The sequence below is a fragment of the Neobacillus sp. S1227 genome (assembly GCF_055385255.1).
Window position 1 is genome coordinate 4672341 of record NZ_AP038276.1, and the last position, 24127, is coordinate 4696467.

The 24127-nt window shown below is 44.4% G+C and carries 12 protein-coding genes, 21 tRNA genes and 3 rRNA genes; 2 read left to right on the top strand and 34 right to left on the bottom strand.

The window, feature by feature from the left end; genetic code table 11:
* The first annotated feature begins 110 nt into the window (after positions 1–110).
* Positions 111–269, top strand: coding sequence for a DUF1540 domain-containing protein (locus tag ACZ5AE_RS23470; RefSeq protein ID WP_464566933.1), 159 nt, complete (start codon positions 111–113; stop codon positions 267–269).
* 31 nt (positions 270–300) lie between these two features.
* On the opposite strand, the gene ACZ5AE_RS23475 is transcribed toward ACZ5AE_RS23470, so the two are convergent.
* The 5 genes from ACZ5AE_RS23475 to ACZ5AE_RS23495 form a co-directional block, all read right to left on the bottom strand.
* Positions 301–1788, bottom strand: coding sequence for an o-succinylbenzoate--CoA ligase (locus ACZ5AE_RS23475; RefSeq protein WP_464566934.1), 1488 nt, complete (start codon positions 1786–1788; stop codon positions 301–303).
* 290 nt (positions 1789–2078) lie between these two features.
* Entirely contained in the window at positions 2079–2897 is an 819-nt protein-coding gene (gene menB / locus ACZ5AE_RS23480) for a 1,4-dihydroxy-2-naphthoyl-CoA synthase (RefSeq protein ID WP_464566935.1), read from the bottom strand.
* Positions 2887–3723 (bottom strand): 2-succinyl-6-hydroxy-2,4-cyclohexadiene-1-carboxylate synthase, encoded by an 837-nt coding sequence (gene menH, locus ACZ5AE_RS23485; protein WP_464566936.1) that lies wholly within the window; start codon positions 3721–3723, stop codon positions 2887–2889. The genes menB and menH overlap by 11 nt, the downstream gene beginning before the upstream one ends.
* Positions 3720–5471 (bottom strand): 2-succinyl-5-enolpyruvyl-6-hydroxy-3-cyclohexene-1-carboxylic-acid synthase, encoded by a 1752-nt coding sequence (gene menD, locus ACZ5AE_RS23490; protein WP_464566937.1) that lies wholly within the window; start codon positions 5469–5471, stop codon positions 3720–3722. The genes menH and menD overlap by 4 nt, the downstream gene beginning before the upstream one ends.
* Before the next feature lies 1 nt (position 5472).
* On the bottom strand, positions 5473–6873 hold the full coding sequence (locus tag ACZ5AE_RS23495; protein WP_464566938.1) for an isochorismate synthase: 1401 nt from the start codon (positions 6871–6873) through the stop codon (positions 5473–5475).
* 348 nt (positions 6874–7221) lie between these two features.
* Here ACZ5AE_RS23495 and ACZ5AE_RS23500 point away from each other — a divergent pair, with 348 nt between their 5' ends.
* Entirely contained in the window at positions 7222–8160 is a 939-nt protein-coding gene (locus ACZ5AE_RS23500; protein WP_464566939.1) for a 1,4-dihydroxy-2-naphthoate polyprenyltransferase, read from the top strand.
* Between the two features lie 43 nt (positions 8161–8203).
* On the opposite strand, the gene ACZ5AE_RS23505 is transcribed toward ACZ5AE_RS23500, so the two are convergent.
* The 29 genes from ACZ5AE_RS23505 to ACZ5AE_RS23645 form a co-directional block, all read right to left on the bottom strand.
* The gene (locus ACZ5AE_RS23505) at positions 8204–10600 is read right to left on the bottom strand and encodes a glycogen/starch/alpha-glucan phosphorylase (RefSeq protein WP_464566940.1); all 2397 of its coding nucleotides are present in this window, start codon (positions 10598–10600) and stop codon (positions 8204–8206) included.
* Positions 10590–12041: a glycogen synthase GlgA gene (gene glgA / locus ACZ5AE_RS23510; protein ID WP_464566941.1), complete on the bottom strand. Its 1452-nt coding sequence runs from the start codon at positions 12039–12041 to the stop codon at positions 10590–10592. Before glgA ends, ACZ5AE_RS23505 begins: the two co-directional genes overlap by 11 nt.
* On the bottom strand, positions 12038–13069 hold the full coding sequence (locus tag ACZ5AE_RS23515) for a GlgC family sugar phosphate nucleotidyltransferase (RefSeq protein ID WP_464566942.1): 1032 nt from the start codon (positions 13067–13069) through the stop codon (positions 12038–12040). Before ACZ5AE_RS23515 ends, glgA begins: the two co-directional genes overlap by 4 nt.
* Positions 13070–13141: 72 nt before the next feature.
* Positions 13142–14287, bottom strand: a complete 1146-nt coding sequence (locus ACZ5AE_RS23520; RefSeq protein ID WP_464566943.1) for a glucose-1-phosphate adenylyltransferase — start codon at positions 14285–14287, stop codon at positions 13142–13144.
* Positions 14229–16178: a 1,4-alpha-glucan branching protein GlgB gene (glgB, locus tag ACZ5AE_RS23525; RefSeq protein WP_464566944.1), complete on the bottom strand. Its 1950-nt coding sequence runs from the start codon at positions 16176–16178 to the stop codon at positions 14229–14231. The genes ACZ5AE_RS23520 and glgB overlap by 59 nt, the downstream gene beginning before the upstream one ends.
* Before the next feature lie 404 nt (positions 16179–16582).
* A tRNA-Glu gene (locus tag ACZ5AE_RS23530) sits at positions 16583–16654 on the bottom strand.
* Between the two features lie 3 nt (positions 16655–16657).
* Positions 16658–16748: transfer RNA gene (locus ACZ5AE_RS23535), tRNA-Ser, on the bottom strand.
* 3 nt (positions 16749–16751) lie between these two features.
* Positions 16752–16826, bottom strand: a tRNA-Asn gene (locus ACZ5AE_RS23540).
* A gap of 9 nt (positions 16827–16835) precedes the next feature.
* A tRNA-Ile gene (locus tag ACZ5AE_RS23545) sits at positions 16836–16912 on the bottom strand.
* Positions 16913–16916: 4 nt separating this feature from the next.
* Positions 16917–16990: transfer RNA gene (locus tag ACZ5AE_RS23550), tRNA-Gly, on the bottom strand.
* Positions 16991–16997: 7 nt separating this feature from the next.
* Positions 16998–17073 (bottom strand) — tRNA-His (locus tag ACZ5AE_RS23555).
* A gap of 22 nt (positions 17074–17095) precedes the next feature.
* Positions 17096–17168 (bottom strand) — tRNA-Phe (locus ACZ5AE_RS23560).
* 34 nt (positions 17169–17202) lie between these two features.
* Positions 17203–17279: transfer RNA gene (locus ACZ5AE_RS23565), tRNA-Asp, on the bottom strand.
* A 3-nt stretch (positions 17280–17282) separates the two neighbouring features.
* Positions 17283–17356 (bottom strand) — tRNA-Met (locus ACZ5AE_RS23570).
* A 23-nt stretch (positions 17357–17379) separates the two neighbouring features.
* Positions 17380–17472: transfer RNA gene (locus ACZ5AE_RS23575), tRNA-Ser, on the bottom strand.
* Positions 17473–17489: 17 nt separating this feature from the next.
* A tRNA-Ile gene (locus ACZ5AE_RS23580) sits at positions 17490–17566 on the bottom strand.
* Positions 17567–17719: 153 nt separating this feature from the next.
* A tRNA-Met gene (locus ACZ5AE_RS23585) sits at positions 17720–17796 on the bottom strand.
* Between the two features lie 21 nt (positions 17797–17817).
* Positions 17818–17893, bottom strand: a tRNA-Ala gene (locus ACZ5AE_RS23590).
* A gap of 17 nt (positions 17894–17910) precedes the next feature.
* Positions 17911–17987: transfer RNA gene (locus ACZ5AE_RS23595), tRNA-Pro, on the bottom strand.
* A 15-nt stretch (positions 17988–18002) separates the two neighbouring features.
* A tRNA-Arg gene (locus ACZ5AE_RS23600) sits at positions 18003–18079 on the bottom strand.
* 14 nt (positions 18080–18093) lie between these two features.
* Positions 18094–18182, bottom strand: a tRNA-Leu gene (locus ACZ5AE_RS23605).
* Positions 18183–18187: 5 nt separating this feature from the next.
* Positions 18188–18262, bottom strand: a tRNA-Gly gene (locus ACZ5AE_RS23610).
* Between the two features lie 10 nt (positions 18263–18272).
* Positions 18273–18357, bottom strand: a tRNA-Leu gene (locus ACZ5AE_RS23615).
* Positions 18358–18366: 9 nt separating this feature from the next.
* Positions 18367–18442, bottom strand: a tRNA-Lys gene (locus tag ACZ5AE_RS23620).
* A 101-nt stretch (positions 18443–18543) separates the two neighbouring features.
* Positions 18544–18619, bottom strand: a tRNA-Thr gene (locus ACZ5AE_RS23625).
* A gap of 9 nt (positions 18620–18628) precedes the next feature.
* A tRNA-Val gene (locus tag ACZ5AE_RS23630) sits at positions 18629–18704 on the bottom strand.
* Between the two features lie 9 nt (positions 18705–18713).
* Positions 18714–18830, bottom strand: a 5S ribosomal RNA gene (gene rrf / locus ACZ5AE_RS23635).
* Positions 18831–19210: 380 nt separating this feature from the next.
* Positions 19211–22145: ribosomal RNA gene (locus ACZ5AE_RS23640) — 23S ribosomal RNA — on the bottom strand.
* A gap of 201 nt (positions 22146–22346) precedes the next feature.
* Positions 22347–23896, bottom strand: a 16S ribosomal RNA gene (locus tag ACZ5AE_RS23645).
* The 16S, 23S and 5S rRNA genes sit together here with 21 tRNA genes alongside, the layout of an rRNA operon.
* Between the last annotated feature and the right edge of the window lie 231 nt (positions 23897–24127).

Genomic DNA, 24127 nt, shown 5'->3' on the forward strand with positions numbered 1-24127 from the left:
GGATTTCTGGCCAATGATTCACGTTTTCACCCAATCACTTACTGACATGCATATCACACAATCATCAAATGCTATACCTGTATTACCAAATACGTTAAGGAGTGATGCACATGGCTCAGGATGTTTTATGCGAAGTCAATAACTGTTCATATTGGGCAAAAGGAAACAAATGCAGCGCTGACCAAATTTACGTTGTCAGCCATACTGGCAAAAAGGCTGATACAAGCAAAGAAACTGATTGTAAAACATTTGAACCGGCCGGACTTTAATAATAAGAACCAGTCAATGATGACTGGTTCTTTATTTTTCATTTATCAGTTCACGAAGATTTCTTCTTAAAAGTTTCTTCGCTGCGTTCCTTGGCAGTTGTTCTGCAAAATAGAATTGTTTAGGGACTTTATATTTTGCCAGCCGTGTTTGGCAAAATTGATGGATCTCCTCAAGCGTCAATGTGGCGCCTTCCCTTTTCACTATAAAAGCAATCGGCACTTGTCCCCATTTGGCATCATCTGTACCAGTAACCCCTGCTTCCACTACCTCCGGGTGCGATAGCAACACAGATTCAATTTCTGCGGGATAAATATTTTCACCGCCTGAAATTATTAAATCGGAGCGCCGGTCCAATACATATAAAAAGCCTTCTTCATCTAAATACCCGATATCACCTGTGTGGAGCCAGCCTTCACGGATTTTTTCTTTGGTTGAATCAGGTCTGTTAAGATATCCAGCAGTTACATTCGGGCCCTTGACGACTATTTCCCCTGCCTCGTGTGGCGATGCCGTCTTGTGCTCATCCAGTTCGATTTTAAGCTGGGATGGAAATAATGGTTTTCCTGCCGAACCAAGCTTGTTTAGACTATATTCCGGAGAGAGGGTAACAATTTGCGACGAAGTTTCCGTCATTCCATAGCTTTGAAACACAGGTAAATTCTTTTTTACACAAGCCTCTAGCAATGGTAAAGGGGCTGGGCCGCCGCCTAACAGAAAACAGCGAAAATGGTTCGGCAATCCGTTAACTGTCAAAGCTTCAACAATACTTGCAAGCATCGTCCCAACAACTGACATAATTGTGGCCTTTTTATCACTAATATCTTCGATTACTTTCTGCGCATCAAATTTTTCATGAAGGACAATCGGCATTCCGTAAATGACGCTTCGCATTAAAATGGAGAATCCGCTGATATGGAACAGCGGCACTGTACAAACCCAACAGTCACTTTCTACGAAACCTAAATTTAACGCCGATCCTGTTGCGCTCCACCAGTGGTTGCCATAGGTTTGCAAGACACCCTTGGGATGACCGGTAGTTCCTGAGGTATACATGATCGTGCAGATATCTGATAAACTGATTTCTTCTTGTACCACAGCAGCTCCCTGTTCTCTTGCAAACAAGCAGCTTTTTGTCACAGTGTTAAGCGCTGGAAGTTGTTGTTTGATAACATTCTCGAGTTCTGAAAAACTATCTTCCAAAATCAATAAAGAGGATTTTGAGTCCTCTAGCTGCCATATGAGTTCAGACGATGTTAAGCGATTGTTCAAAATGACCATCCTGACGCCAAGAAGTTGAAGGGCAAACAAAATTACGACGGTATCAAGATGATTTTTTAATAAAACGCCGACAAAGTCATTCTTTTGAACTCCAAGCTGCTGAATTTGACCTGCTGCTATTAAAGACCGTTCATACAGTTCCTGAAACGTTATAGCTTGATCATGAAAATAAACAGCAGTCCGATCCGGAGTTAGAAAGGCTCTTTTTATCAAAAAATTTGGCATTGTTTCGTTATGCACATTACACCACCCTTTATCTTCAATGTAATTTCCTCTTAATCCGAATATCCGAATTCGTGTTTATTAGAATTGGATTTTTTTCTAGTTCTCGTCCTCAGGGTCCTTTATGAGAACACCTCCACTAAATTTCCTTCTCGTTTTGTCCCCACACGGCCCCTTTACGAGAACACTTCCATGGATTTTCTTTCTCTTTTTGTCATTAAATCCTTTAAAGATTGCTTAAAGGTATGTATTTAATAAAAACAGCCTGATGGGGACCATCAAGCTGTTGCTGTTGTAACGTCTTTTCATCAAGGGAAACGCGGGAATTGACCGAAGTCCGGCTTGCGCTTTTCTTTGAAGGCATCGCGTCCTTCTTTCGCTTCGTCGGTTGTATAGTATAACAGCGTTGCGTCACCGGCAAATTGCTGAAGTCCGGCTAATCCATCGGTATCAGCATTCATGGCCGCCTTGATGAAACGAAGTGCGGTTGGGCTCTTTTCAAGCATTTCCTGGCACCATTTGATTGTTTCTTCTTCTACCTGTTCAAGCGGAACAACTGTATTGACTAAGCCCATATCAAGCGCCTCTTGGGCATTGTATTGGCGGCATAAATACCAGATTTCACGTGCCTTTTTATGACCAATAATACGGGCAAGATAACCTGAACCGTAACCGGCATCAAAGCTGCCGACCTTAGGACCTGTTTGTCCAAAAACAGCATTGTCAGCTGCAATCGTTAAATCACAGACTACATGCAGAACATGACCTCCGCCAATTGCATAGCCTTTAACCATTGCCACAACCGGTTTTGGAATAACACGAATCAGACGCTGAAGATCAAGTACGTTAAGGCGCGGAATTTGGTCCTCACCAACATATCCACCATGTCCGCGGACGCTTTGGTCGCCGCCGGAACAGAATGCCTTGTCTCCTGCACCTGTTAATACAATGACGCCGACTTCGGAATCATCTCGGGCATAGGCAAAAGCATCAATTAATTCCATCACTGTTTTTGGTGTAAAAGCATTATGTACATGGGGACGGTTAATCGTGATTTTGGCTATTCCGTTATATGTTTCATAGATAATTTCATCGTATTTACGACCTGGAATCCATTCAACTGCCACTATAAATTCCTCCTTTGTTTTTATTTGACAAAAAGTCACTTACTATTGTACCAAACTTTTCGGGTTCTTCCACATGAATTGCATGACCGCATCTTGAAATCGTTACCAAAGAGCTATTTTTCAGCTCCTTGTTCATTTTTTCAGCAATCCTGCAGAACTTCAAATCTTCCTCACCGGTGAGGAGCAAAACTTCACAGGCCAGCTTATCTAATTGCCCCCACCAAGATGGCTGAGAACCTGTTCCCATACCTAGCAAGCTATTGGCAAGACCAATAGGAGAATTGCTTAAACGCTGTTCCCTTACTTTTCCTTGTACTTTTTCCGGAAGCCTCTTCATAGTTGAAAATAAGGGGATATTCTCCCAGTATTCAACAAACTCCTTTATAGCTTTATCCTTAATAAAATGAGCTAATTCGGCATCTTTCATACAGCGCTGTTTTCTTTCGTCCTTTGATTCAAGACCAGGAGAAGCGCTTTCCAAAATCAATTTTCGAACCCTTTTGGGATATAGACAGGCAAATGACAGGGCAAGCCTGCCCCCCATTGAATAGCCTAATAAATCAATTTGCTCAATCTGAAGTTTATCAAGAATGGAAATTAAATCTTGAGCGGCCTCCTCCATCCGGTATCTGCCCGCATCCTCAGGAGCTTCCGTTTTTCCATGACCGATGATGTCAGGAATAATCAACCGTGAGTGTTTTCCCAGTCGTTCGCAAAAAGTAGTCCATGTTGATGAATCTCCCGTAAATCCATGAAGCATAACGAGGGGGAATCCATTCCCGCAAATCTCGACATGATAGCGTATTCCGCCAGCAACTATCCTCATTTTTGCTCACCTTTGACAAAATTTGATATTTCCTGGGAAACCCCACGCCAAAATTCGCGGTGCTCGTCTCGATTTATGTCTCTGTTTGTGACAATTTCATAGACATTTATGCCTGAAGTATCTCTTGACCTTTCCATTATAATTTGGAAATGATCCCAATCCTTAATTTTCGTAAATTGTCCGTTAAACATTTTCACGGCATGTTCAAATTCGATGTTTAATGGTGTGCCGAAAAGAAGTTCGAAATGCTTCGGATGTTCATTTTGCGGAAGGAAGGAAAAAATCCCGCCTCCATTATTGTTAATAAGAATAATGTTTATATTAATTTGATGCTTCATTGCTGCCCAAAGTCCATTTAAATCATGAAAAAAGGTTAAGTCTCCAAGAACCAAATATAATGGCTTTGAGTACATCGCCGCACCCAAGGCTGTGGATACAGTCCCGTCGATGCCGTTTGCACCCCTGTTAGCCATAATCTTAATTGACTTGCCATTTGTTAAGAAAAAACTGTCCAAATCACGAATTGGCATACTGTTCCCAACAAAAAGGTTCGCACCGTCTGGAAGCATCTCAGCAAGCTGATAAAATAGCTTTCCTTCACTTAATTCTGTAATATCCCGTATTGAAGACATATTTTCTTTTGTAAGATCATTTACTTTTTTCCAAGCGTCTAAGTATCCCGTCTCCACACGAGGTTTGGAATATGCTGAAATTTTTTCACAAAAAATCGCTTCATTACAGAAAATCATATCTGTCGACAAAATAGCAGGATCCCGCCAGCCGCCACCGCCATCGATTACAAATTGGTCTGCATTCGGATTTCCTTTGATAAATATGGTTAACGCTTTAGACACCGGCATCGAACCAATACGGATAATCACGTCCGGTTTAAGGAAAGATTGCGCATCTTCATTTCTTAAGAATGTGTCGTAAGTATCAATAATTTGATCATTTACATGCTGCCCACTTCTAAGCTGTGATAGCGGGTCTGCTAAGATTGGATACTTTAATTGATTAGCGAGCATTGTTACAGCTTTTGCGATACGTCCATCGGCTATATTTCCGCATACAATGATCCCCTTCGCTTTGCCAGCCAACCGCTCGGCGATTTCTTGATACTCCATTTCGTTTATGTTTAGTTCACCATTATGTACCTGCACATATCCTTTTGGACGCTCACTTACTGAAAAGAGTTTCTCATCCAATTTAGGAATAAGTGGTTCTCTAAAAGGAAAGTTCAAATGAACCGGACCAGCTGGAGCGTTGGCTGCATATGAGGCAGCACGGGAGCAGACTGTCCGCGCGTAGCGGATCATCTCATCATTTTTCTCAGGCAGTGCCATTTCTGCAAACCACTTGACGTGATTTCCGTACAGATGAATTTGGTCAATCGCCTGCGGTGCCCCAACCTCTCGCAACTCGTGCGGACGGTCTGCTGTCAAAACCAGCAATGGGACTCGTGAATAACGCGCTTCGACAATAGCCGGAAAGTAATTAGCAGCGGCTGTACCTGATGTGCAAAGAATAGCAACGGTTCGATTTGTCGCCTTTGCGATTCCCAATGCAAAAAAGGCGGCAGAGCGCTCATCCACGTGGATATGTACGTTTAAATCCGGATGTTCTGCCATTACCAATGCCATCGGGGTAGATCTTGACCCGGGACTGACCACCACATCGGTAATCCCGGAAAGAACCAACTCCCCGACAAATGCCGCTATATAAGCAGTTAATGATTCTTGATGATTCATATTATTTTCCCCCAAGCGCCCGAAGCATTGGCCTAAACTTCAAGCTTGTCTCTAAATATTCACTTTCGGAATGAGAATCTGCGACAACCCCGCATCCGGCAAATAAAGATGCTTCCTTGCCTTGTAAGAGGCCCGAGCGAATGGCTACTGCAAATTCCCCATTTCCTACATAATCCAGCCAACCTACGGGGGCTGCATAAAAGCCGCGGTCAAGTTCCTCAACTTGACGGATTTTTTCAACCGCTTCTTTCTTCGGAAGTCCGCCAAGAGCAGGAGTTGGATGCAATCTTTCAACCAGATGCAATAGAGAACTGTCACCACTGCACTTTCCGATGACCGGTGTATACAAATGCTGTATGTCCCTGATTTTCATTAGCTGCGGTTTATCAGGAAGGATGATTTCTTCACAAGATTCCTCTAGTGCTTCCTTTATCATTTCCACAACATATTGATGCTCAAGCAAGTTTTTTTGGTCAGCAAGCAATTTTTCTCCCAGTAATCGATCCTCCTCCGGGTTATGTCCCCGTGAGATGGAGCCAGCAAGACAGGTAGAGAAAAGTTCGGTGCCATTCTTTTTCACCAGTCTCTCTGGAGATGCTCCAAGGAAACAATCACCATTCGATTCAAGAGCAAAGATAAAGCTTTCATGCTGTTGTTCATTTAAATGTTGCAAGACTGCCTCTGAAGCAACAATGTCATTAAAATTCAACCGAAGTTCCCTGGCAAGAACTACTTTTTTTAGCGGGCCTCTGTTTAATTCCTTTACCATAGCATCAACAGTATTTTTCCACTTCTCAGGTGAAATTTCCTTTGTTTCCAGAAGGGCAGGCAGAGCTGTGTGGTGGTGGTTCTGAAGAGACTGAAAAAGTTTATTCCGTTCATCGATTATATGCTTATATAACAATTCATCATCGTTCGGTGTAAAGATAATATTAGTTGTAAAAAAGACTTGTCCCTTAATAACACTCAAAAGATATTTTGGCAGATAAAATAATGAATCATCAAATTTCGACCAAAGCACTGTCTTTTCTTTGTATGGATCAAAAGAAAATCCTCCAAATATCAGCGGGCCTATTCCAATTTGGGAGAATGGATTAGAAATAAGGCTGTCTTTTAAAAATTCCTTCCATTCTTCTTCTATACGGCCAAAACGGTCATCTGACTGATCAAATTGAAATTGCTTAGAAATTCCCAGTCCTGCTAATATAAATTCGTCTTTTGGATCCTTCCAAAAAATCCGTTCGCCTGAATAGTGTTCATTCCCAATAGAAAAGAATAAAAAGGGGTCGATATGATTCATTTTTTTAACTTCACTCATTAAAATGGGACGGCCAAGTTCTTTTGCGCGCTTCATCGCCAAAAGACTTCTTTCCTTCGTTTCGATTTCCTGAATGGTAATCAAGCAAATCCCTCCAAAACAGCCAAATTAGGGCTGTCTCCATTCATTTTAAACCTTTTTAAAGATACTACTCCCATTGTAAAGAAGTCAATAATGGTTGTCACTACTTCTGCTGATTCATTTCCTTATTATATGTCAAATTTCCGAAAATCGGTTGCAAAAGGCTTCGATACACTCATTTTCCCACTAAATATTGATATTACTCGAGAAGGGATTATCTTCTAGTTTTGAAAGTAAAATTTAATTGACACTCTACTTGATATTTCCTACACTTAGGGTTGGGTAATAACCATTCTTTATAAATACGTTTTGTACAGATAGATCATGCATTTAAAAGGGAGGAGAAAAAATATGCAGCCAAATTTACGGGAAGGTTCTAAACCTGTTGTTGGTTCAAACCGCGGCTTCCAGGTTTGGTGGCAAATGACCCGCCCCCATACTTTAACCGCAGCGTTTGTACCTGTATTGCTAGGCACTGCACTGGCACTTCGGCACGGGAAAATTCATTTCGGTCTTTTCTTCGCCATGCTAATTGCAAGCCTATTAATCCAGGCAGCCACAAATATGTTTAATGAATATTATGATTTTAAACGAGGTCTCGATACAGAGGACTCTGTCGGGATTGGCGGCAGCATTGTCCGGGACGGAATTAAGCCAAAGACAGTGATGCAGCTGGCATTAGGACTCTATGGAATTGCTTTATTATTGGGAGTTTATATATGTGCAAACAGCAGTTGGTGGTTAGCCTTAGTGGGCTTGGTATGTATGTTGATTGGATATTTATATACAGGCGGGCCGCTTCCAATCGCTTACACACCATTCGGAGAATTGTTTGCAGGTTTCTTTATGGGGATGATGATTATTTTAATCTCATTCTTTATCCAAACAGGGACAGTGGACAGCACAAGTATTCTTGTATCAGTGCCAAGTTTTATTTTAGTCGGCGGAATTCTTTTGTCAAATAATATCCGCGATCTTGACGGCGACAAAGAATTCGGCAGAAAAACATTGGCCATTCTTCTTGGCAAAGAAAAGGCCATCTACCTATTGGCAGGGATGTTTGCCTTTTCGTATGTCTGGATTTTAGGGCTTATTATTGCTAATATCGCCCCAATTTGGACGGCACTCGTATTGATAAGCACTCCGAAGCCGATAAAATCAGTTAAAGGCTTTATTAAGGGTACAGTGCCAATTCAAATGGCACCAGCTATGAAAGCAACTGCTCAAACGAATACCATCTTTGGTTTCTTATTGGCCATTGGCATTTTCGCCGGTTACTTCTTTTCTTAAATAAATGTAAAAAGCTTCTGCCGTGGGCAGAAGCTTTTTACATTTATTTAACTGGATGGATGCCCCATATATCTTTGGCGTATTCCTTTATTGTTCGGTCGCTTGAGAAGTAGCCTGCATGGGCGATGTTAATCAGGCACTTTTTCTGCCATTTTAATGAATCTGAATAGGCTTCTCCTACCATCCGCTGGGTATCTGCATAAGAAGCGAAATCCTTTAAGACAAAATATTGATCGTTTTCTTCAAGCAATGAGTCAAAGATTGGTTCAAATTCGTTTTGAACGCCCGGGAAAAATCTGTTTACCAGCTGATTGACAGCCTGCTGAATCCGGTTGTCATGATGATAATATTCAACGGATTCATATCCGCCGTGCCGATAATAATGGAGGACCTCCTCGGCTGTTAGACCGAAGATAAAAATATTATCGTCCCCTACCCTTTCATGAATTTCTACATTTGCCCCGTCCAAGGTCCCTAACGTCAATGCCCCATTAATCATGAACTTCATATTCCCCGTACCTGATGCTTCCTTGCTGGCGGTTGAAATCTGCTCGCTTATATCTGCAGCAGGAAATATTTTCTCCGCCAATGAAACGCGGTAATTCTCCAAAAACACGACCTTCATTTTATCACCGACTTTTGGATCATGATTAACTTTCTCAGCTACCGTATTGATTAATTTAATAATCTTCTTCGCGTAATAATATCCTGGAGATGCTTTTGCTCCAAAAATAAATACCCTCGGCGCCATAGAAAAACTGGAATCTTCCAAAATTCGATTATATAGGTGCATGATATGCAGGACATTTAGAAGCTGTCTTTTATAAGCGTGCAGCCTCTTCACCTGGACATCAAAAATGGCATCGGGATTAACGGAAATACCGTTGTGCTTATAAATCACCTCAGCCAAATTTTGCTTATTCTCCTGCTTGATTGCCGCTAATTCCCCTAAAATCGAGTGATCGTCTTGATAATTAAGGAACTGCATCAGCTCGTGTGCGGAGTGAGTCCACCCATCCCCTATTGTTTCGAATAGGAGCGAGGACAATTTTGGGTTTGCTTTTAACAGCCAGCGGCGATGGGCAATTCCGTTCGTCTTATTGTTGAACTTCTCAGGGAATAGCTGAAAGAATGGCCGCATCTCACGTTCCTTTAAGATTTCGGTATGTAATCTTGCCACACCGTTTACACTAAAGCTGCCAACAATCGCTAAATGGGCCATTTTGACATAGCCATCTGCTATTATTGCTAGTCCCGCAATTCGCTCCCAATCGCCTGGGGTCTCTTCCCAACGTTCCTTGCAAAATCTTTCATTTATTTCCTCAACAATCATATAAATTCTTGGCAGGAGCGGCTGAAAGATATGAATCGGCCATTTCTCCAAGGCTTCTGATAAGGTGGTATGATTAGTATAAGAGATCGTATTAGTTGTAATCTCCCATGCTTGATCCCAAGAAAAGCCTTCCTCGTCCATCAGAATCCTTAGCAGTTCCGGAATGGCTAGAACAGGATGGGTATCATTAATATGAATACAAACATGATGATTCAGCGCTTCAAGGCTGCCATGCTGTTTTTTATATGACCTTAAAATTGACTGGATGCTTGCCGACACTAAAAAGTATTGCTGCTTCAGCCTTAGCGTCTTGCCTTCATCATGGGTATCGTCCGGATAAAGAAATTCAGAAATGGCTTCTGTCCTCCGCTTATATTGTAAAATATCCTTATGAACTGGAAACTGGGCGGGCTCTGAGCTCCAAAGCCTTAAGGTATTAATTGTCTTTGTTTGAAAGCCGACAACTGGCATATCGTACGGAACAGCAGTAACTACTTCCGTGTTTATATGTTGAAAAACAAGCCTGCCATTTTCTTGCCGGGTTTCAACTTTCCCCCAAAACGGGATACTAACCGCCAAATCAGCCTTGCGTATTTCCCAAACATTGCCGCTTCTTAACCATTGCTCCGGCAATTCGACCTGATAGCCGTCGACTATCTTCTGTTCGAATAACCCATGTTTATAGCGGATTCCATGGCCATGTCCCGGCAGGTCAGTGGAGGCAAGTGAGTCCAAAAAACAAGCGGCTAGTCTCCCTAAGCCGCCGTTTCCTAAGCCTGCATCCGGTTCTAGTTCTTCAAGGTCGGCCAATTCAATTCCTAAGTCACTTAGGCCTTCCGCAACGATTTCCTCCACGCCCAGATTAAGCAGATTCTGCCGAAGAAGCTTGCCGAGCAAATATTCAATCGATAAATAATATACCTGTTTCTCTCTAACTGCCATGTAGCGTTCATTAGTAGAAATCCAATCATTGCTGACATATTCACGGATCATATTCCCAAGGGTTTGATAATGATCTCTTGGCGTACTTTCTGAAAAGCTTTTCCCGCAGAGCATCTCAAGCCTTTTTAAGAAGTCTTCCTTAAACCGTTCTTTATTAGAAAACATGGGTTTCACTCCTTGTAGTGAGTTCAGCATACAGCTGATTATAGCGGAAAGCTGATTGAGCCCAGCTATAATCCATTTCCATTGCCTGTTTTACAATTGATCCCCATGTTTTTTTATCATGATAGAAGTTAATTGCCCGCTGAATCGTATAAAGCATATCGTGGGCATTGAAGTTACGGAAGGAAAACCCATTTCCCACCTTTGTAAATTCATTCCAGGCCTTCACCGTATCATTTAAACCGCCCGTTTCCCGAACAATTGGGATGGCTCCATATTTCATGGCTATCAACTGGGAAAGGCCGCACGGTTCAAACAGCGATGGCATCAAGAATAGGTCTGCCGCTGCGTATAATTGATGCGCAAGTCCTTCATCAAAGCCGGTATGAACCTTCAATTTTTCCGGATAAATCCGGGCTGCTTGCCGTAAATATTCTTCATATTCATAATCCCCGGTTCCAAGGATAATAACTTGTATATCCTCCTGTAAAATCTCCCGAAGGACACATTTAATGAGATCAAGACCCTTTTGTCTTGTTAGTCTTGAAATCATCACCATTAACGGAGCTGAAGCAGATTGCTTTAGGCCAAATTGCTTTTGAATTTCCCTTTTATTAACGGATTTCTTCTTAATGTCTTGGCTTGAATAGGTTTGTATGAGAAATGAGTCATGTTCAGGGTTATAAAAGTCATCATCAATACCGTTTAAAATTCCCAAAAGATCTTCGTCTCTTGCCTTCAACAAACCTTCAAGCTTTTCTCCGTAGTTTACTGTTTGAATTTCATTTCGATAGGTTGGACTCACTGTTGTAATAGTGTCTGTTGCAACAAGTGCCCCCTTCATGAAATTGACATTTCCGAAAAACTCTAAATGTCCAGAATGGAAGGATTGTTCATCAAGATTGAACAGGTCTCTCAAGACCTCTTTTGGAAAAATTCCTTGAAACTGCAGATTATGAATGGTAAATACAGTCTTTATCTGACCATAACCTGACTTCTTGTAATATTCTTTTCGAAGCAGGTATGGAATCATAGCCGTATGCCAATCATGGCAATGCAGTACGTCGGGATAAAAGTTCAACTCTGCTATGACTTCTAGTACAGCATGGTTAAAAAAGGCAAATCTTTCGCCATCGTCGTAATAACCGTAAAATCCTTCACGTTTAAAATAATATTCGTTATCCACAAAATAAAATGTTACTCCATGATGGATTAATTCCTCAATCCCGCAATACTGCTTTCTCCAGCCAACAGAAACGGAAAATTCCTTTATTTTCTTCATTCTTTTTTTATATTCGTCTGAAATGGTTCCGTATTTGGGAAGGATGACTCGAACATCCGTACCTTGACTTCTTAACTCTTTTGGCAGAGATCCGGCTACATCGGCAAGGCCCCCCGACTTTGCAAATGGTCCACACTCTGACACAGCAAATAATACTTTCACGAATTCATCAACGCTCCTTGCTTTGTACCTTTTCTGATTACAAACGGTGACCCCGCTGTGCCAGTTAAATGTGTCCCTGATTCAACCCGGACATCCTTATCCAAAATAACCGAATCCAGGTAACAATTGTCCTCAATTTGGCATTTTTGCATAATGACACAGTTCTTAATGACGGCCCCTTTTCCGATTTTTACTCCGCGCGAGACAATACTGTTTTCAACAGTACCGCTAATTAAACAGCCGTTTGCAATCATTGAATTTTTAACGGATGATCCTTTTAAATACTTAGCAGGCGGCTCATCCTTAACCTTTGTTAATATAGGCTGATCAGTATTAAAAAGATTTTTCCAAACGTTAGGCTTTAGCAAATTCATGCTGGTCGAATAATAATTTTCAATTGAATCTATCTTGACGGCATATCCATCATAATCATATTGGCAAACGGTGTAGTTATTATGAATATCGCTGACGACATCTTTCATACAGCTGTACCCAGTCTCAAATCTAGTTTCAACCAGCTTCATCAACAGAGAGGTTTTGATTAAATACATTTCTAATGATCGACCATCCTGATGATGGATTTCGGTAATATCGCAGTTTGCATGCATATGCCAATCTAGCATAGGTTTAAAATTCATATTTAAAATAGTGTAACAATTTGAGATAATCGCATATTCCTGAGTGCTGCGATAAAAATAATCCATATTTGCCGCGAAAAGATCAAAGGAACCGATCCCTTTAGGATTGCTCCCTACAACTGAAGAAGGAAAAAAGAAAAGGCCATCCTTTTTCCGGTTTAGGTCCCAATTCTTCCCTGACCCTAAGTGGTCCATCAAGGAACGATACTGCATTTTTGGAAATATAGCGACACTGCGAATGCCGGAATTCACCATATTTGAAAGGACAAAGTCAATAATACGATAACGGCCTGCGTAAGGCAGCGCCGCCAAAGACCGATGTGTTAATAGATCATCCAAATCCTCATGATAGGTCGTTGCATCAATAATACCTAAAAGCTTTCTTTTCACGCCAAAGTCCCCTCCAGTTTCTTATCACCTAATACTTGTAGCACCCAGTCCGACTGGGCTCTCATTCTATTTTTAATAGGCAGAGTACAATGTTTTTAACATTTCCTCTGTGACTAGGATGATTTCATCATCGAAGGAACGAATGACAGTTCCGTCCGGTATTTTCACGTCACACGGCACAATCGCTTTTTCAATAAAACAATTGCTGCCAATTGTTGCATCCGGCATGATCACAGACTCCTTAACAGTGGTATCCTTCCCTACTGTTACGCCCTGGAAGAGAACTGATTTTTCAATTTCCCCTTCAATTGTGCACCCTTCATTAATGAGTGATTCCATTACTCTTGCATCCGGAGAAATATATTGCGGAGGACGATTAGGATTAACAGAATAAATTCTCCAGTCATGGTCAAATAAATCTAATTCGCAATCTTCCTCCAATAAATCCATGTTGGCCTCCCAAAGACTCTTTACAGTGCCAACGTCTTTCCAATAGCCTTTGAACGGATAGGCAAATAATTTTTTATTTTCTTCAAGAAGCCTTGGAATGACATCTTTCCCAAAATCATGACTAGAGTCCGGATTGCGGGCATCCATTTCCAAATATTCTTTCAATATATTCCAACTAAAAATATATATGCCCATCGAGGCAAGATTATTTTTTGGCTCATTTGGCTTTTCCTCAAATTCCAGGATTCTCAGTTCATCGTTTGTATTCATAATCCCAAACCTGCTGGCTTCCGCCCAAGGTACCTCGATCAGGGAGATCGTTACATCTGCTCGTTTTTCAATATGGTATTCAAGCATGGATTCGTAATTCATTTTGTAAATATGGTCACCAGAAAGGATTAAAACGTAGTCCGGCTGGTACTGCTTTAAGTAATTTAAATTTTGATAGATGGCGCTTGCCGTACCGGTGTACCACTTCACTTCTGAAGATTCGCTGTAAGGGGGTAAAACGGTTACCCCGCCATTTTTACTGTCAAGATCCCATGCACTGCCTATTCCAATATATGAATTTAACAAGAGCGGCTGATATTGCGTTAAGACGCCGACAGTATCAATTCCGGAATTTGCGCAATTGCTTAAGGTAAAATCTATAATCCGGTACTTCCCTCCGAATGGCACTGCCGGTTTTGCGAGGTCCTTTGTAAGAGCATTAAGCCTGCTCCCTTTCCCTCCTGCCAGCAGCATGGCTACGCACCTTTTCTTTTCCATTGCCTTTTCTCTCCTTCCGTTTTTTCACTTGTCTTATCATTTGAAACCCATACGGGGCAATTGTGAGCTTAATTGAATACGGTCTTCCATGGAACGGCTCATCTGAAGCCGGAATGGTGTGCTTATTAATGTGACCGGCACCACCAAATTCTACGTCGTCATTATTAAGGATTTCCCGGTATTCACCAGAGTTTGGCACACCTATCTGATAATCCTGATAGCTAATGCCCGTAAAATTGCAAATGATGATGATCGCATCCTCTTTCTTCTTCCCCTTTCGAATAAAGGAAAACATCGACTGCTCGTTATTATTAACATCAATCCATTCAAATCCATCCCACAGGTGATCGAGTTCATAGAGGGCTTTCGTGCGTTTGTAGACTTTCGTTAAGACTTTCACATAGTCATTCAGTTTTCGGTGCAGCTCGTAGTCCAAAAGATGCCAATCTAGCTGTTCTTTATCTTTCCATTCCGCAAACTGCCCCAGTTCGAATCCCATAAATAACAGCTTTTTCCCGGGATGGGCAAACATATAGCCCAGTAGAAGCCTTAGCTGGGCAAATTTTTCCCAATAAGCACCGGGCATCTTATCCAGTAATGATTTTTTCCCGTGGACAACCTCATCATGTGAAAACGGAAGCATAAAGTTTTCTGAAAACGCATATAAAAGTGAAAAAGTGACCTTTGAATGGGCCTGTGACCTTGCAAACGGCGGCGTTTCCATGTATTCAAGCATGTCATTCATCCAACCCATATTCCATTTGTAATCAAATCCAAGACCGCCATAACGGACTGGGGTCGTTACCTTTGAAAAATCGGTGGAATCTTCTCCTATCATTAAAAAATCTGGATTGTAGTCGTTAATAGCCTGATTAAGTTTTTTTAAGAAAGCAATGCCGAAGGGGTTTTCACTTTTTCTATTTGAGGTATTCGGCCAATAAATGATATTAGCAACAGCATCCATTCTAAAGCCATCGATATGGTAATTTTCCATCCAAAATAGTGCGTTGGAAATGAGGAAACTTTGCACCTCTCCTTTTCCAAGGTCAAAATTAGCTGTGCCCCAAATGTGGTTTTCCCTATCATTTAGCTGGGAATAAGAATAAATATGGGTACCGTCAAAATTGTATAACCCATGAGCGTCCTTGCAGAAATGCCCTGGTACCCAGTCTAGGATGACCCCTATGCCATGCAGATGGCACTGCTCAACGAAATAGCTGAAATCATCTGGAGTCCCGTACCGCGATGTTACGGAAAAATACCCAGTTCCTTGGTACCCCCAAGAAGCATCAAGTGGATGTTCAACCAGCGGAAGCAGTTCAATATGAGTAAAGCCATGCTCCACTACATAAGGGATAAGTTCTTCCGCCAGTTCTCGATATGTTAAAAAATCTCCATTCTCCTTGGTCTTCCATGAGCCCGCATGAACCTCATAAATGACGGCTGGTTCTGCCAGGAAATTCGATTGAGGTTTGCGATTCATCCATTGAGTGTCCTGCCATTTATAGCTGCCCGGCGAATAAACGACAGAGGCTGTATTTGGCCTTAATTCTGAGTAAAAAGCATAGGGATCTGCTTTTAATAGTCGTTTCCTTGATTTTGTGGTGATTTCATATTTATAATTGCAGCCATCTAAATTTTGCTTGATGACAATAATCCATACACCCTCACCATTCACTTTTTGTAATTCATATCCATCACCATTCCAGTTATTAAAATCCCCCACAAGCCTTACCTGGAGGGCATTTGGAGCCCAAACGCAGAATCGTGTATAAGTCTCTACGGAATCCTTAAAGATATGAGCGCCAAAAAGCTGATGACTTTGAAAAAGATTTCCCTCGTGAAATAAGTGAAGCTGGTAATCAGTCGGAAAAAATGTGTTCACTGCCATGGCTCTCCTCATCCTCACCTGAAAATATGTATTTCAAAAACCAATTATAAGTGCAAATTACAAATATTCCTTGTAAAACTTTTTTATCTTTTCTGACAGTAAACGAGGAATGACTCCACTCTTTGATGTTTTTCGACAGCTGTCACCAGAAGATGACAAAAAATCTCTCATGTTTCGACAGAAATCTATTAAGTTTTTTTGTGTTTTTTTTGTGAAAATAGTTTGAAAAGTTATTCAATTTTTGAAAAAATATATAACTTTATTTACGGAAAATAGGAGAATTGCAAGCGATTTCAACACTTTATTGCATTGCAGGAATAGAAAAGAGGTTATATTAATATAATTATTTTCATGTTCAAAAACAACAAAAAAGCTGATGACTATATGTCATCAGCTTTTTTGTATGACCCCTACGGGATTCGAACCCGTGTTACCGCCGTGAAAGGGCGGTGTCTTAACCGCTTGACCAAGGGGCCAAATGGCAGAGAAGAAGGGATTCGAACCCTCGCGCCGCTTACGCGACCTACTCCCTTAGCAGGGGAGCCCCTTGAGCCACTTGGGTACTTCTCTATATGGCTCCGCAGGTAGGATTCGAACCTACGACCGATCGGTTAACAGCCGATAGCTCTACCACTGAGCTACTGCGGAATAATACTATGGTGGGCCTAAATGGACTTGAACCATCGACCTCACGCTTATCAGGCGTGCGCTCTAACCAGCTGAGCTATAGGCCCACAATGGAGCGGGTGATGGGAATCGAACCCACAACAACAGCTTGGAAGGCTGTGGTTTTACCACTAAACTACACCCGCATTATAATGGGGCGGCTGATGGGAATCGAACCCACGAATGTCGGAACCACAATCCGATGCGTTAACCACTTCGCCACAACCGCCGTGATGTTTCTAAAAATAAGGTGGCTCAGGACGGAATCGAACCGCCGACACAAGGATTTTCAGTCCTTTGCTCTACCGACTGAGCTACTGAGCCATATTAATTCACTTTCTATTGAGCCAAATATAAATGGCGGTCTGGACGGGACTCGAACCCGCGACCTCCTGCGTGACAGGCAGGCATTCTAACCAACTGAACTACCAGACCGGATTGCGGGGGCAGGATTTGAACCTGCGACCTTCGGGTTATGAGCCCGACGAGCTACCGGACTGCTCCACCCCGCGATAATAAGACTAATAATTTTTTATGGCGGAGGAAGAGGGATTCGAACCCCCGCGCGGTTTAACCCGCCTGTCGGTTTTCAAGACCGATCCCTTCAGCCAGACTTGGGTATTCCTCCATAAAATATAAAAGTAATGGTGGACCTTGTAGGACTCGAACCTACGACCGGACGGTTATGAGCCGTCTGCTCTAACCAGCTGAGCTAAAGGTCCAATTTAAAGTTCTCTAACCTGTATGGTTAAAATCCGTCTGTCCCCATCTCAGAAAGCTTACTAAAGCAGCAGCTCGATGGGTACAACTCGTAGCATATTCAGCGGAGCTTTGCTCGTTGCTCTAACCAGCTGAGCTAAAGGTCCTAATAAAATTGGTAGCGGCGGAGGGGATCGAACCCCCGACCTTACGGGTATGAACCGTACGCTCTAGCCAGCTGAGCTACACCGCCAATTTACATATTTAAATTTAATGGTGGAGCCTAGCGGGATCGAACCGCTGACCTCCTGCGTGCAAAGCAGGCGCTCTCCCAGCTGAGCTAAGGCCCCATTGATTTTAGTATGAATGGTCGGGAAAACAGGATTCGAACCTGCGACCCCTTGGTCCCAAACCAAGTGCTCTACCAAGCTGAGCTATTTCCCGTATTAATAAATTTGATGGCGCGCCCGACAGGAGTCGAACCCATAACCTTCTGATCCGTAGTCAGACGCTCTATCCAATTGAGCTACGGGCGCATCTTAATTTCAAATGGTGCCGAGGACCGGAATCGAACCGGTACGGTAGTCACCTACCGCAGGATTTTAAGTCCTGTGCGTCTGCCAGTTCCGCCACCCCGGCAAATATGGAGCGGAAGACGGGATTCGAACCCGCGACCCCCACCTTGGCAAGGTGGTGTTCTACCACTGAACTACTTCCGCGAAACTTAAATGGTGCGGGTGAAGGGAGTCGAACCCCCACGCCTTGCGGCGCCAGATCCTAAGTCTGGTGCGTCTGCCAATTCCGCCACACCCGCATATTTAAATGGTGAGCCATGAAGGACTCGAACCTTCGACCCTCTGATTAAAAGTCAGATGCTCTACCGACTGAGCTAATGGCTCGAAATAATTAGTTTCACTAAAAGAATATAGTTATTCTGCTTAAAATCCCTTCGGGATTTCGCGCACGCTTCCGCTGATGTAACTTAAGGAAGTAAGAAGCGTGGTGCCGGCTAAAGGACTTGAACCCTCAACCTACTGATTACAAGTCAGTTGCTCTACCAATTGAGCTAAGCCGGCATAATAATATGGTGGAGGATGACGGGATCGAACCGCCGACCCTCTGCTTGTAAGGCAGATGCTCTCCCAGCTGAGCTAATCCTCCATTTTAACAGCCTGGCAGCGTCCTACTCTCACAGGGGCTTTCGCCCCAACTACCATCGGCGCTGAGAAGCTTAACTTCTGTGTTCGGGATGGGAACAGGTGTGACCTTCTCGCCATTACCGCCAGACCATTTATCAGACACTATTTTATTATAGTATCTTTTTCATATTTTGCAAGAGGAAATTTAAATTTTTTCATTCCCTCAAAACTAGATAATGGAGAAGAAGTAAATAAGAACGAGTTCACCAAATTACATTGTTCAGTGTCTAGCTCCAGCGTCCAGCAACTAGTGTCCTTCGGTCTTTTCCCTACGATAAGTCAACATCGATTCGCTTGCGCTCATCGTGTTTCCTTTAGCTAATCAGAATTTATTACTAAATTCTGAACGCATAAGTTCAACTACGCCTCTGTCTGCGCCTAACGGCTTGCCAATCGGCGAGTTTACACTTATCTCAGTCAAAGCCCTCCAGGCCATACGTTGCTAACCGGCCGCTTCCGCTTTTCGATTTGGTTAAGTCCTCGATCGATTAGTATCAGTCAGCTCCACACGTCACCGCGCTTCCACCTCTGACCTATCAACCTGATCATCTTTCAGGGATCTTACTAGCTTGACGCTATGGGAAATCTCATCTCGAGGGGGGCTTCATGCTTAGATGCTTTCAGCACTTATCCCGTCCGCACATAGCTACCCAGCGATGCCTTTGGCAAGACAACTGGTACACCAGCGGTGCGTCCATCCCGGTCCTCTCGTACTAAGGACAGCTCCTCTCAAATTTCCTGCGCCCACGACGGATAGGGACCGAACTGTCTCACGACGTTCTGAACCCAGCTCGCGTACCGCTTTAATGGGCGAACAGCCCAACCCTTGGGACCGACTACAGCCCCAGGATGCGATGAGCCGACATCGAGGTGCCAAACCTCCCCGTCGATGTGGACTCTTGGGGGAGATAAGCCTGTTATCCCCAGGGTAGCTTTTATCCGTTGAGCGATGGCCCTTCCATGCGGAACCACCGGATCACTAAGCCCGACTTTCGTCCCTGCTCGACTTGTAGGTCTCGCAGTCAAGCTCCCTTGTGCCTTTACACTCTGCGAATGATTTCCAACCATTCTGAGGGAACCTTTGGGCGCCTCCGTTACATTTTAGGAGGCGACCGCCCCAGTCAAACTGCCCACCTGACACTGTCTCCCACCCCGATCAGGGGTGCGGGTTAGAATTTCAATACAGCCAGGGTAGTATCCCACCGACGCCTCCACCGAAGCTGGCGCTCCGGTTTCTCAGGCTCCTACCTATCCTGTACAAGCTGTACCAAAATTCAATATCAGGCTACAGTAAAGCTCCATGGGGTCTTTCCGTCCTGTCGCGGGTAACCTGCATCTTCACAGGTACTATAATTTCACCGAGTCTCTCGTTGAGACAGTGCCCAGATCGTTACGCCTTTCGTGCGGGTCGGAACTTACCCGACAAGGAATTTCGCTACCTTAGGACCGTTATAGTTACGGCCGCCGTTTACTGGGGCTTCGATTCAGAGCTTCGCGTGAGCTAACCCCTCCTCTTAACCTTCCAGCACCGGGCAGGCGTCAGCCCCTATACTTCGCCTTGCGGCTTTGCAGAGACCTGTGTTTTTGCTAAACAGTCGCCTGGGCCTATTCACTGCGGCTCTTCGAGGCTATTCACCCCAAAAAGCACCCCTTCTCCCGAAGTTACGGGGTCATTTTGCCGAGTTCCTTAACGAGAGTTCTCTCGCTCACCTTAGGATTCTCTCCTCGCCTACCTGTGTCGGTTTGCGGTACGGGCACCATTTATCTCGCTAGAGGCTTTTCTTGGCAGTGTGGAATCAGGAACTTCGGTACTATATTTCCCTCGGCATCACAGCTCAGCTTTATGAGAAGCGGATTTTCCTACTTCTCAGCCTAACTGCTTGCACGCACATATCCAGCAGTGCGCTTACCCTATCCTCCTGCGTCCCCCCATCACTCAAACGATAAAGAGGTGGTACAGGAATATCAACCTGTTGTCCATCGCCTACGCCTTTCGGCCTCGGCTTAGGTCCCGACTAACCCTGAGCGGACGAGCCTTCCTCAGGAAACCTTAGGCATACAGTGGATGAGATTCTCACTCATCTTTCGCTACTCATACCGGCATTCTCACTTCTAAGCGCTCCACCAGTCCTTACGGTCCAGCTTCAACGCCCTTAGAACGCTCTCCTACCGCGGACACCACAAGGTGTCCACCCACAGCTTCGGTGATACGTTTAGCCCCGGTACATTTTCGGCGCAGAGTCACTCGACCAGTGAGCTATTACGCACTCTTTAAATGGTGGCTGCTTCTAAGCCAACATCCTGGTTGTCTAAGCAACTCCACATCCTTTTCCACTTAACGTATACTTTGGGACCTTAGCTGGTGGTCTGGGCTGTTTCCCTTTCGACTACGGATCTTATCACTCGCAGTCTGACTCCCACGGATAAGTCATTGGCATTCGGAGTTTGTCTGAATTCGGTAACCCGATGAGGGCCCCTAGTCCAAACAGTGCTCTACCTCCAAGACTCTAACTACGTGAGGCTAGCCCTAAAGCTATTTCGGAGAGAACCAGCTATCTCCAAGTTCGATTGGAATTTCTCCGCTACCCACACCTCATCCCCGCACTTTTCAACGTGCGTGGGTTCGGGCCTCCATCCAGTGTTACCTGGACTTCACCCTGGACATGGGTAGATCACCTGGTTTCGGGTCTACGACTACATACTATTTCGCCCTATTCAGACTCGCTTTCGCTGCGGCTCCGTCTCTTCGACTTAACCTCGCATGCAATCGTAACTCGCCGGTTCATTCTACAAAAGGCACGCCATCACCCATGAACGGGCTCTGACTACTTGTAGGCACACGGTTTCAGGTTCTCTTTCACTCCCCTTCCGGGGTGCTTTTCACCTTTCCCTCACGGTACTGGTTCACTATCGGTCACTAGGGAGTATTTAGCCTTGGGAGATGGTCCTCCCTGCTTCCGACCGGATTTCACGTGTCCGGCCGTACTCAGGATCCACTCAGGAGGGAACGAAGTTTCGACTACAGGGCTTTTACCTTCTATGGCCGGCCTTTCCAGACCGCTTCATCTACCCCGTTCCTTTGTAACTCCATGTTGAGTGTCCTACAACCCCGAAAGGCAAGCCTTTCGGTTTGGGCTGTTCCCGTTTCGCTCGCCGCTACTCAGGGAATCGCGTTTGCTTTCTCTTCCTCCGGGTACTTAGATGTTTCAGTTCCCCGGGTCTGCCATCAATACCCTATGTATTCAGGTAAAGATACTGCTCCATTACGAACAGTGGGTTTCCCCATTCGGAAATCTCCGGATCGGCGCTTACTTACAGCTCCCCGAAGCATATCGGTGTTAGTCCCGTCCTTCATCGGCTCCTAGTGCCAAGGCATTCACCGTGCGCCCTTTCTAACTTAACCTAAAAGGTTTTTACTCTTAAATATAAGAGAGAAAAACTAAAATGGCGATTACTCGGTTCTTACTTGGTTACTTCTTCTATACGATTATCTAGTTTTCAAAGAACGAAAGTTCTGAGAGATAATTCCCTCAAAACTAAACAAACAAGAAACAATCAAACAAACATGTATTGTCTGGCTCATAGGTCCAGCTTATATCCTTAGAAAGGAGGTGATCCAGCCGCACCTTCCGATACGGCTACCTTGTTACGACTTCACCCCAATCATCTGTCCCACCTTAGGCGGCTGGCTCCTTACGGTTACCCCACCGACTTCGGGTGTTACAAACTCTCGTGGTGTGACGGGCGGTGTGTACAAGGCCCGGGAACGTATTCACCGCGGCATGCTGATCCGCGATTACTAGCGATTCCGGCTTCATGCAGGCGAGTTGCAGCCTGCAATCCGAACTGAGAATGGTTTTATGGGATTGGCTTCACCTCGCGGCTTCGCTGCCCTTTGTACCATCCATTGTAGCACGTGTGTAGCCCAGGTCATAAGGGGCATGATGATTTGACGTCATCCCCACCTTCCTCCGGTTTGTCACCGGCAGTCACCTTAGAGTGCCCAACTGAATGCTGGCAACTAAGATCAAGGGTTGCGCTCGTTGCGGGACTTAACCCAACATCTCACGACACGAGCTGACGACAACCATGCACCACCTGTCACTCTGTCCCCCGAAGGGGAAATTCCTATCTCTAGGAGTGTCAGAGGATGTCAAGACCTGGTAAGGTTCTTCGCGTTGCTTCGAATTAAACCACATGCTCCACCGCTTGTGCGGGCCCCCGTCAATTCCTTTGAGTTTCAGCCTTGCGGCCGTACTCCCCAGGCGGAGTGCTTAATGCGTTAGCTGCAGCACTAAAGGGCGGAAACCCTCTAACACTTAGCACTCATCGTTTACGGCGTGGACTACCAGGGTATCTAATCCTGTTTGCTCCCCACGCTTTCGCGCCTCAGCGTCAGTTACAGACCAGAAAGCCGCCTTCGCCACTGGTGTTCCTCCACATCTCTACGCATTTCACCGCTACACGTGGAATTCCGCTTTCCTCTTCTGCACTCAAGTCCCCCAGTTTCCAATGACCCTCCACGGTTGAGCCGTGGGCTTTCACATCAGACTTAAAGGACCGCCTGCGCGCGCTTTACGCCCAATAATTCCGGACAACGCTTGCCACCTACGTATTACCGCGGCTGCTGGCACGTAGTTAGCCGTGGCTTTCTGGTCAGGTACCGTCAAGGTACCGGCAGTTACTCCGATACTTATTCTTCCCTGACAACAGAGCTTTACGACCCGAAGGCCTTCATCGCTCACGCGGCGTTGCTCCATCAGACTTTCGTCCATTGTGGAAGATTCCCTACTGCTGCCTCCCGTAGGAGTCTGGGCCGTGTCTCAGTCCCAGTGTGGCCGATCACCCTCTCAGGTCGGCTACGCATCGTCGCCTTGGTGAGCCGTTACCTCACCAACTAGCTAATGCGCCGCGGGCCCATCTGTAAGTGTCAGCCGAAACCGACTTTCAACCTTCCCTCATGCGAGGGAAGAAATTATCCGGTATTAGCTCCGGTTTCCCGAAGTTATCCCAGTCTTACAGGCAGGTTGCCCACGTGTTACTCACCCGTCCGCCGCTAACCACCGGGAGCAAGCTCCCAGTGATTCGCTCGACTTGCATGTATTAGGCACGCCGCCAGCGTTCGTCCTGAGCCAGGATCAAACTCTCCAATGAAGTTGAGTTGATTAGCTCAAAAATGTTACGTTGGCTTCGTTTCGTTCGAAACGAATATTATTGTTTGTTGACGTTTTTGTTTGTTTAGTTTTCAAAGAACTATCTTACTGTTGAGTGCTTGTCCACTCGCTATTTTCTTGCCTCGCTCTCAAAGCGACCTCTTTAATTTATCACAGTCTACTTTTCAATGTCAACAACTTTTTTGAATTTCTTTTCGTTATTTGACACTCT

Excerpts from the sequence above, each read along its gene's own strand:
- ACZ5AE_RS23470 (WP_464566933.1), top strand. The coding sequence starts at position 111 with ATGGCTCAGGATGTTTTATGCGAAGTCAATAACTGTTCATATTGGGCA.
- menH (WP_464566936.1), bottom strand. The coding sequence starts at position 3,723 with ATGAGGATAGTTGCTGGCGGAATACGCTATCATGTCGAGATTTGCGGG.
- menD (WP_464566937.1), bottom strand. The coding sequence starts at position 5,471 with ATGAATCATCAAGAATCATTAACTGCTTATATAGCGGCATTTGTCGGG.
- ACZ5AE_RS23500 (WP_464566939.1), top strand. The coding sequence starts at position 7,222 with ATGCAGCCAAATTTACGGGAAGGTTCTAAACCTGTTGTTGGTTCAAAC.
- ACZ5AE_RS23505 (WP_464566940.1), bottom strand. The coding sequence starts at position 10,600 with ATGTTTTCTAATAAAGAACGGTTTAAGGAAGACTTCTTAAAAAGGCTT.
- ACZ5AE_RS23520 (WP_464566943.1), bottom strand. The coding sequence starts at position 14,287 with ATGGAAAAGAAAAGGTGCGTAGCCATGCTGCTGGCAGGAGGGAAAGGG.
- glgB (WP_464566944.1), bottom strand. The coding sequence starts at position 16,178 with ATGGCAGTGAACACATTTTTTCCGACTGATTACCAGCTTCACTTATTT.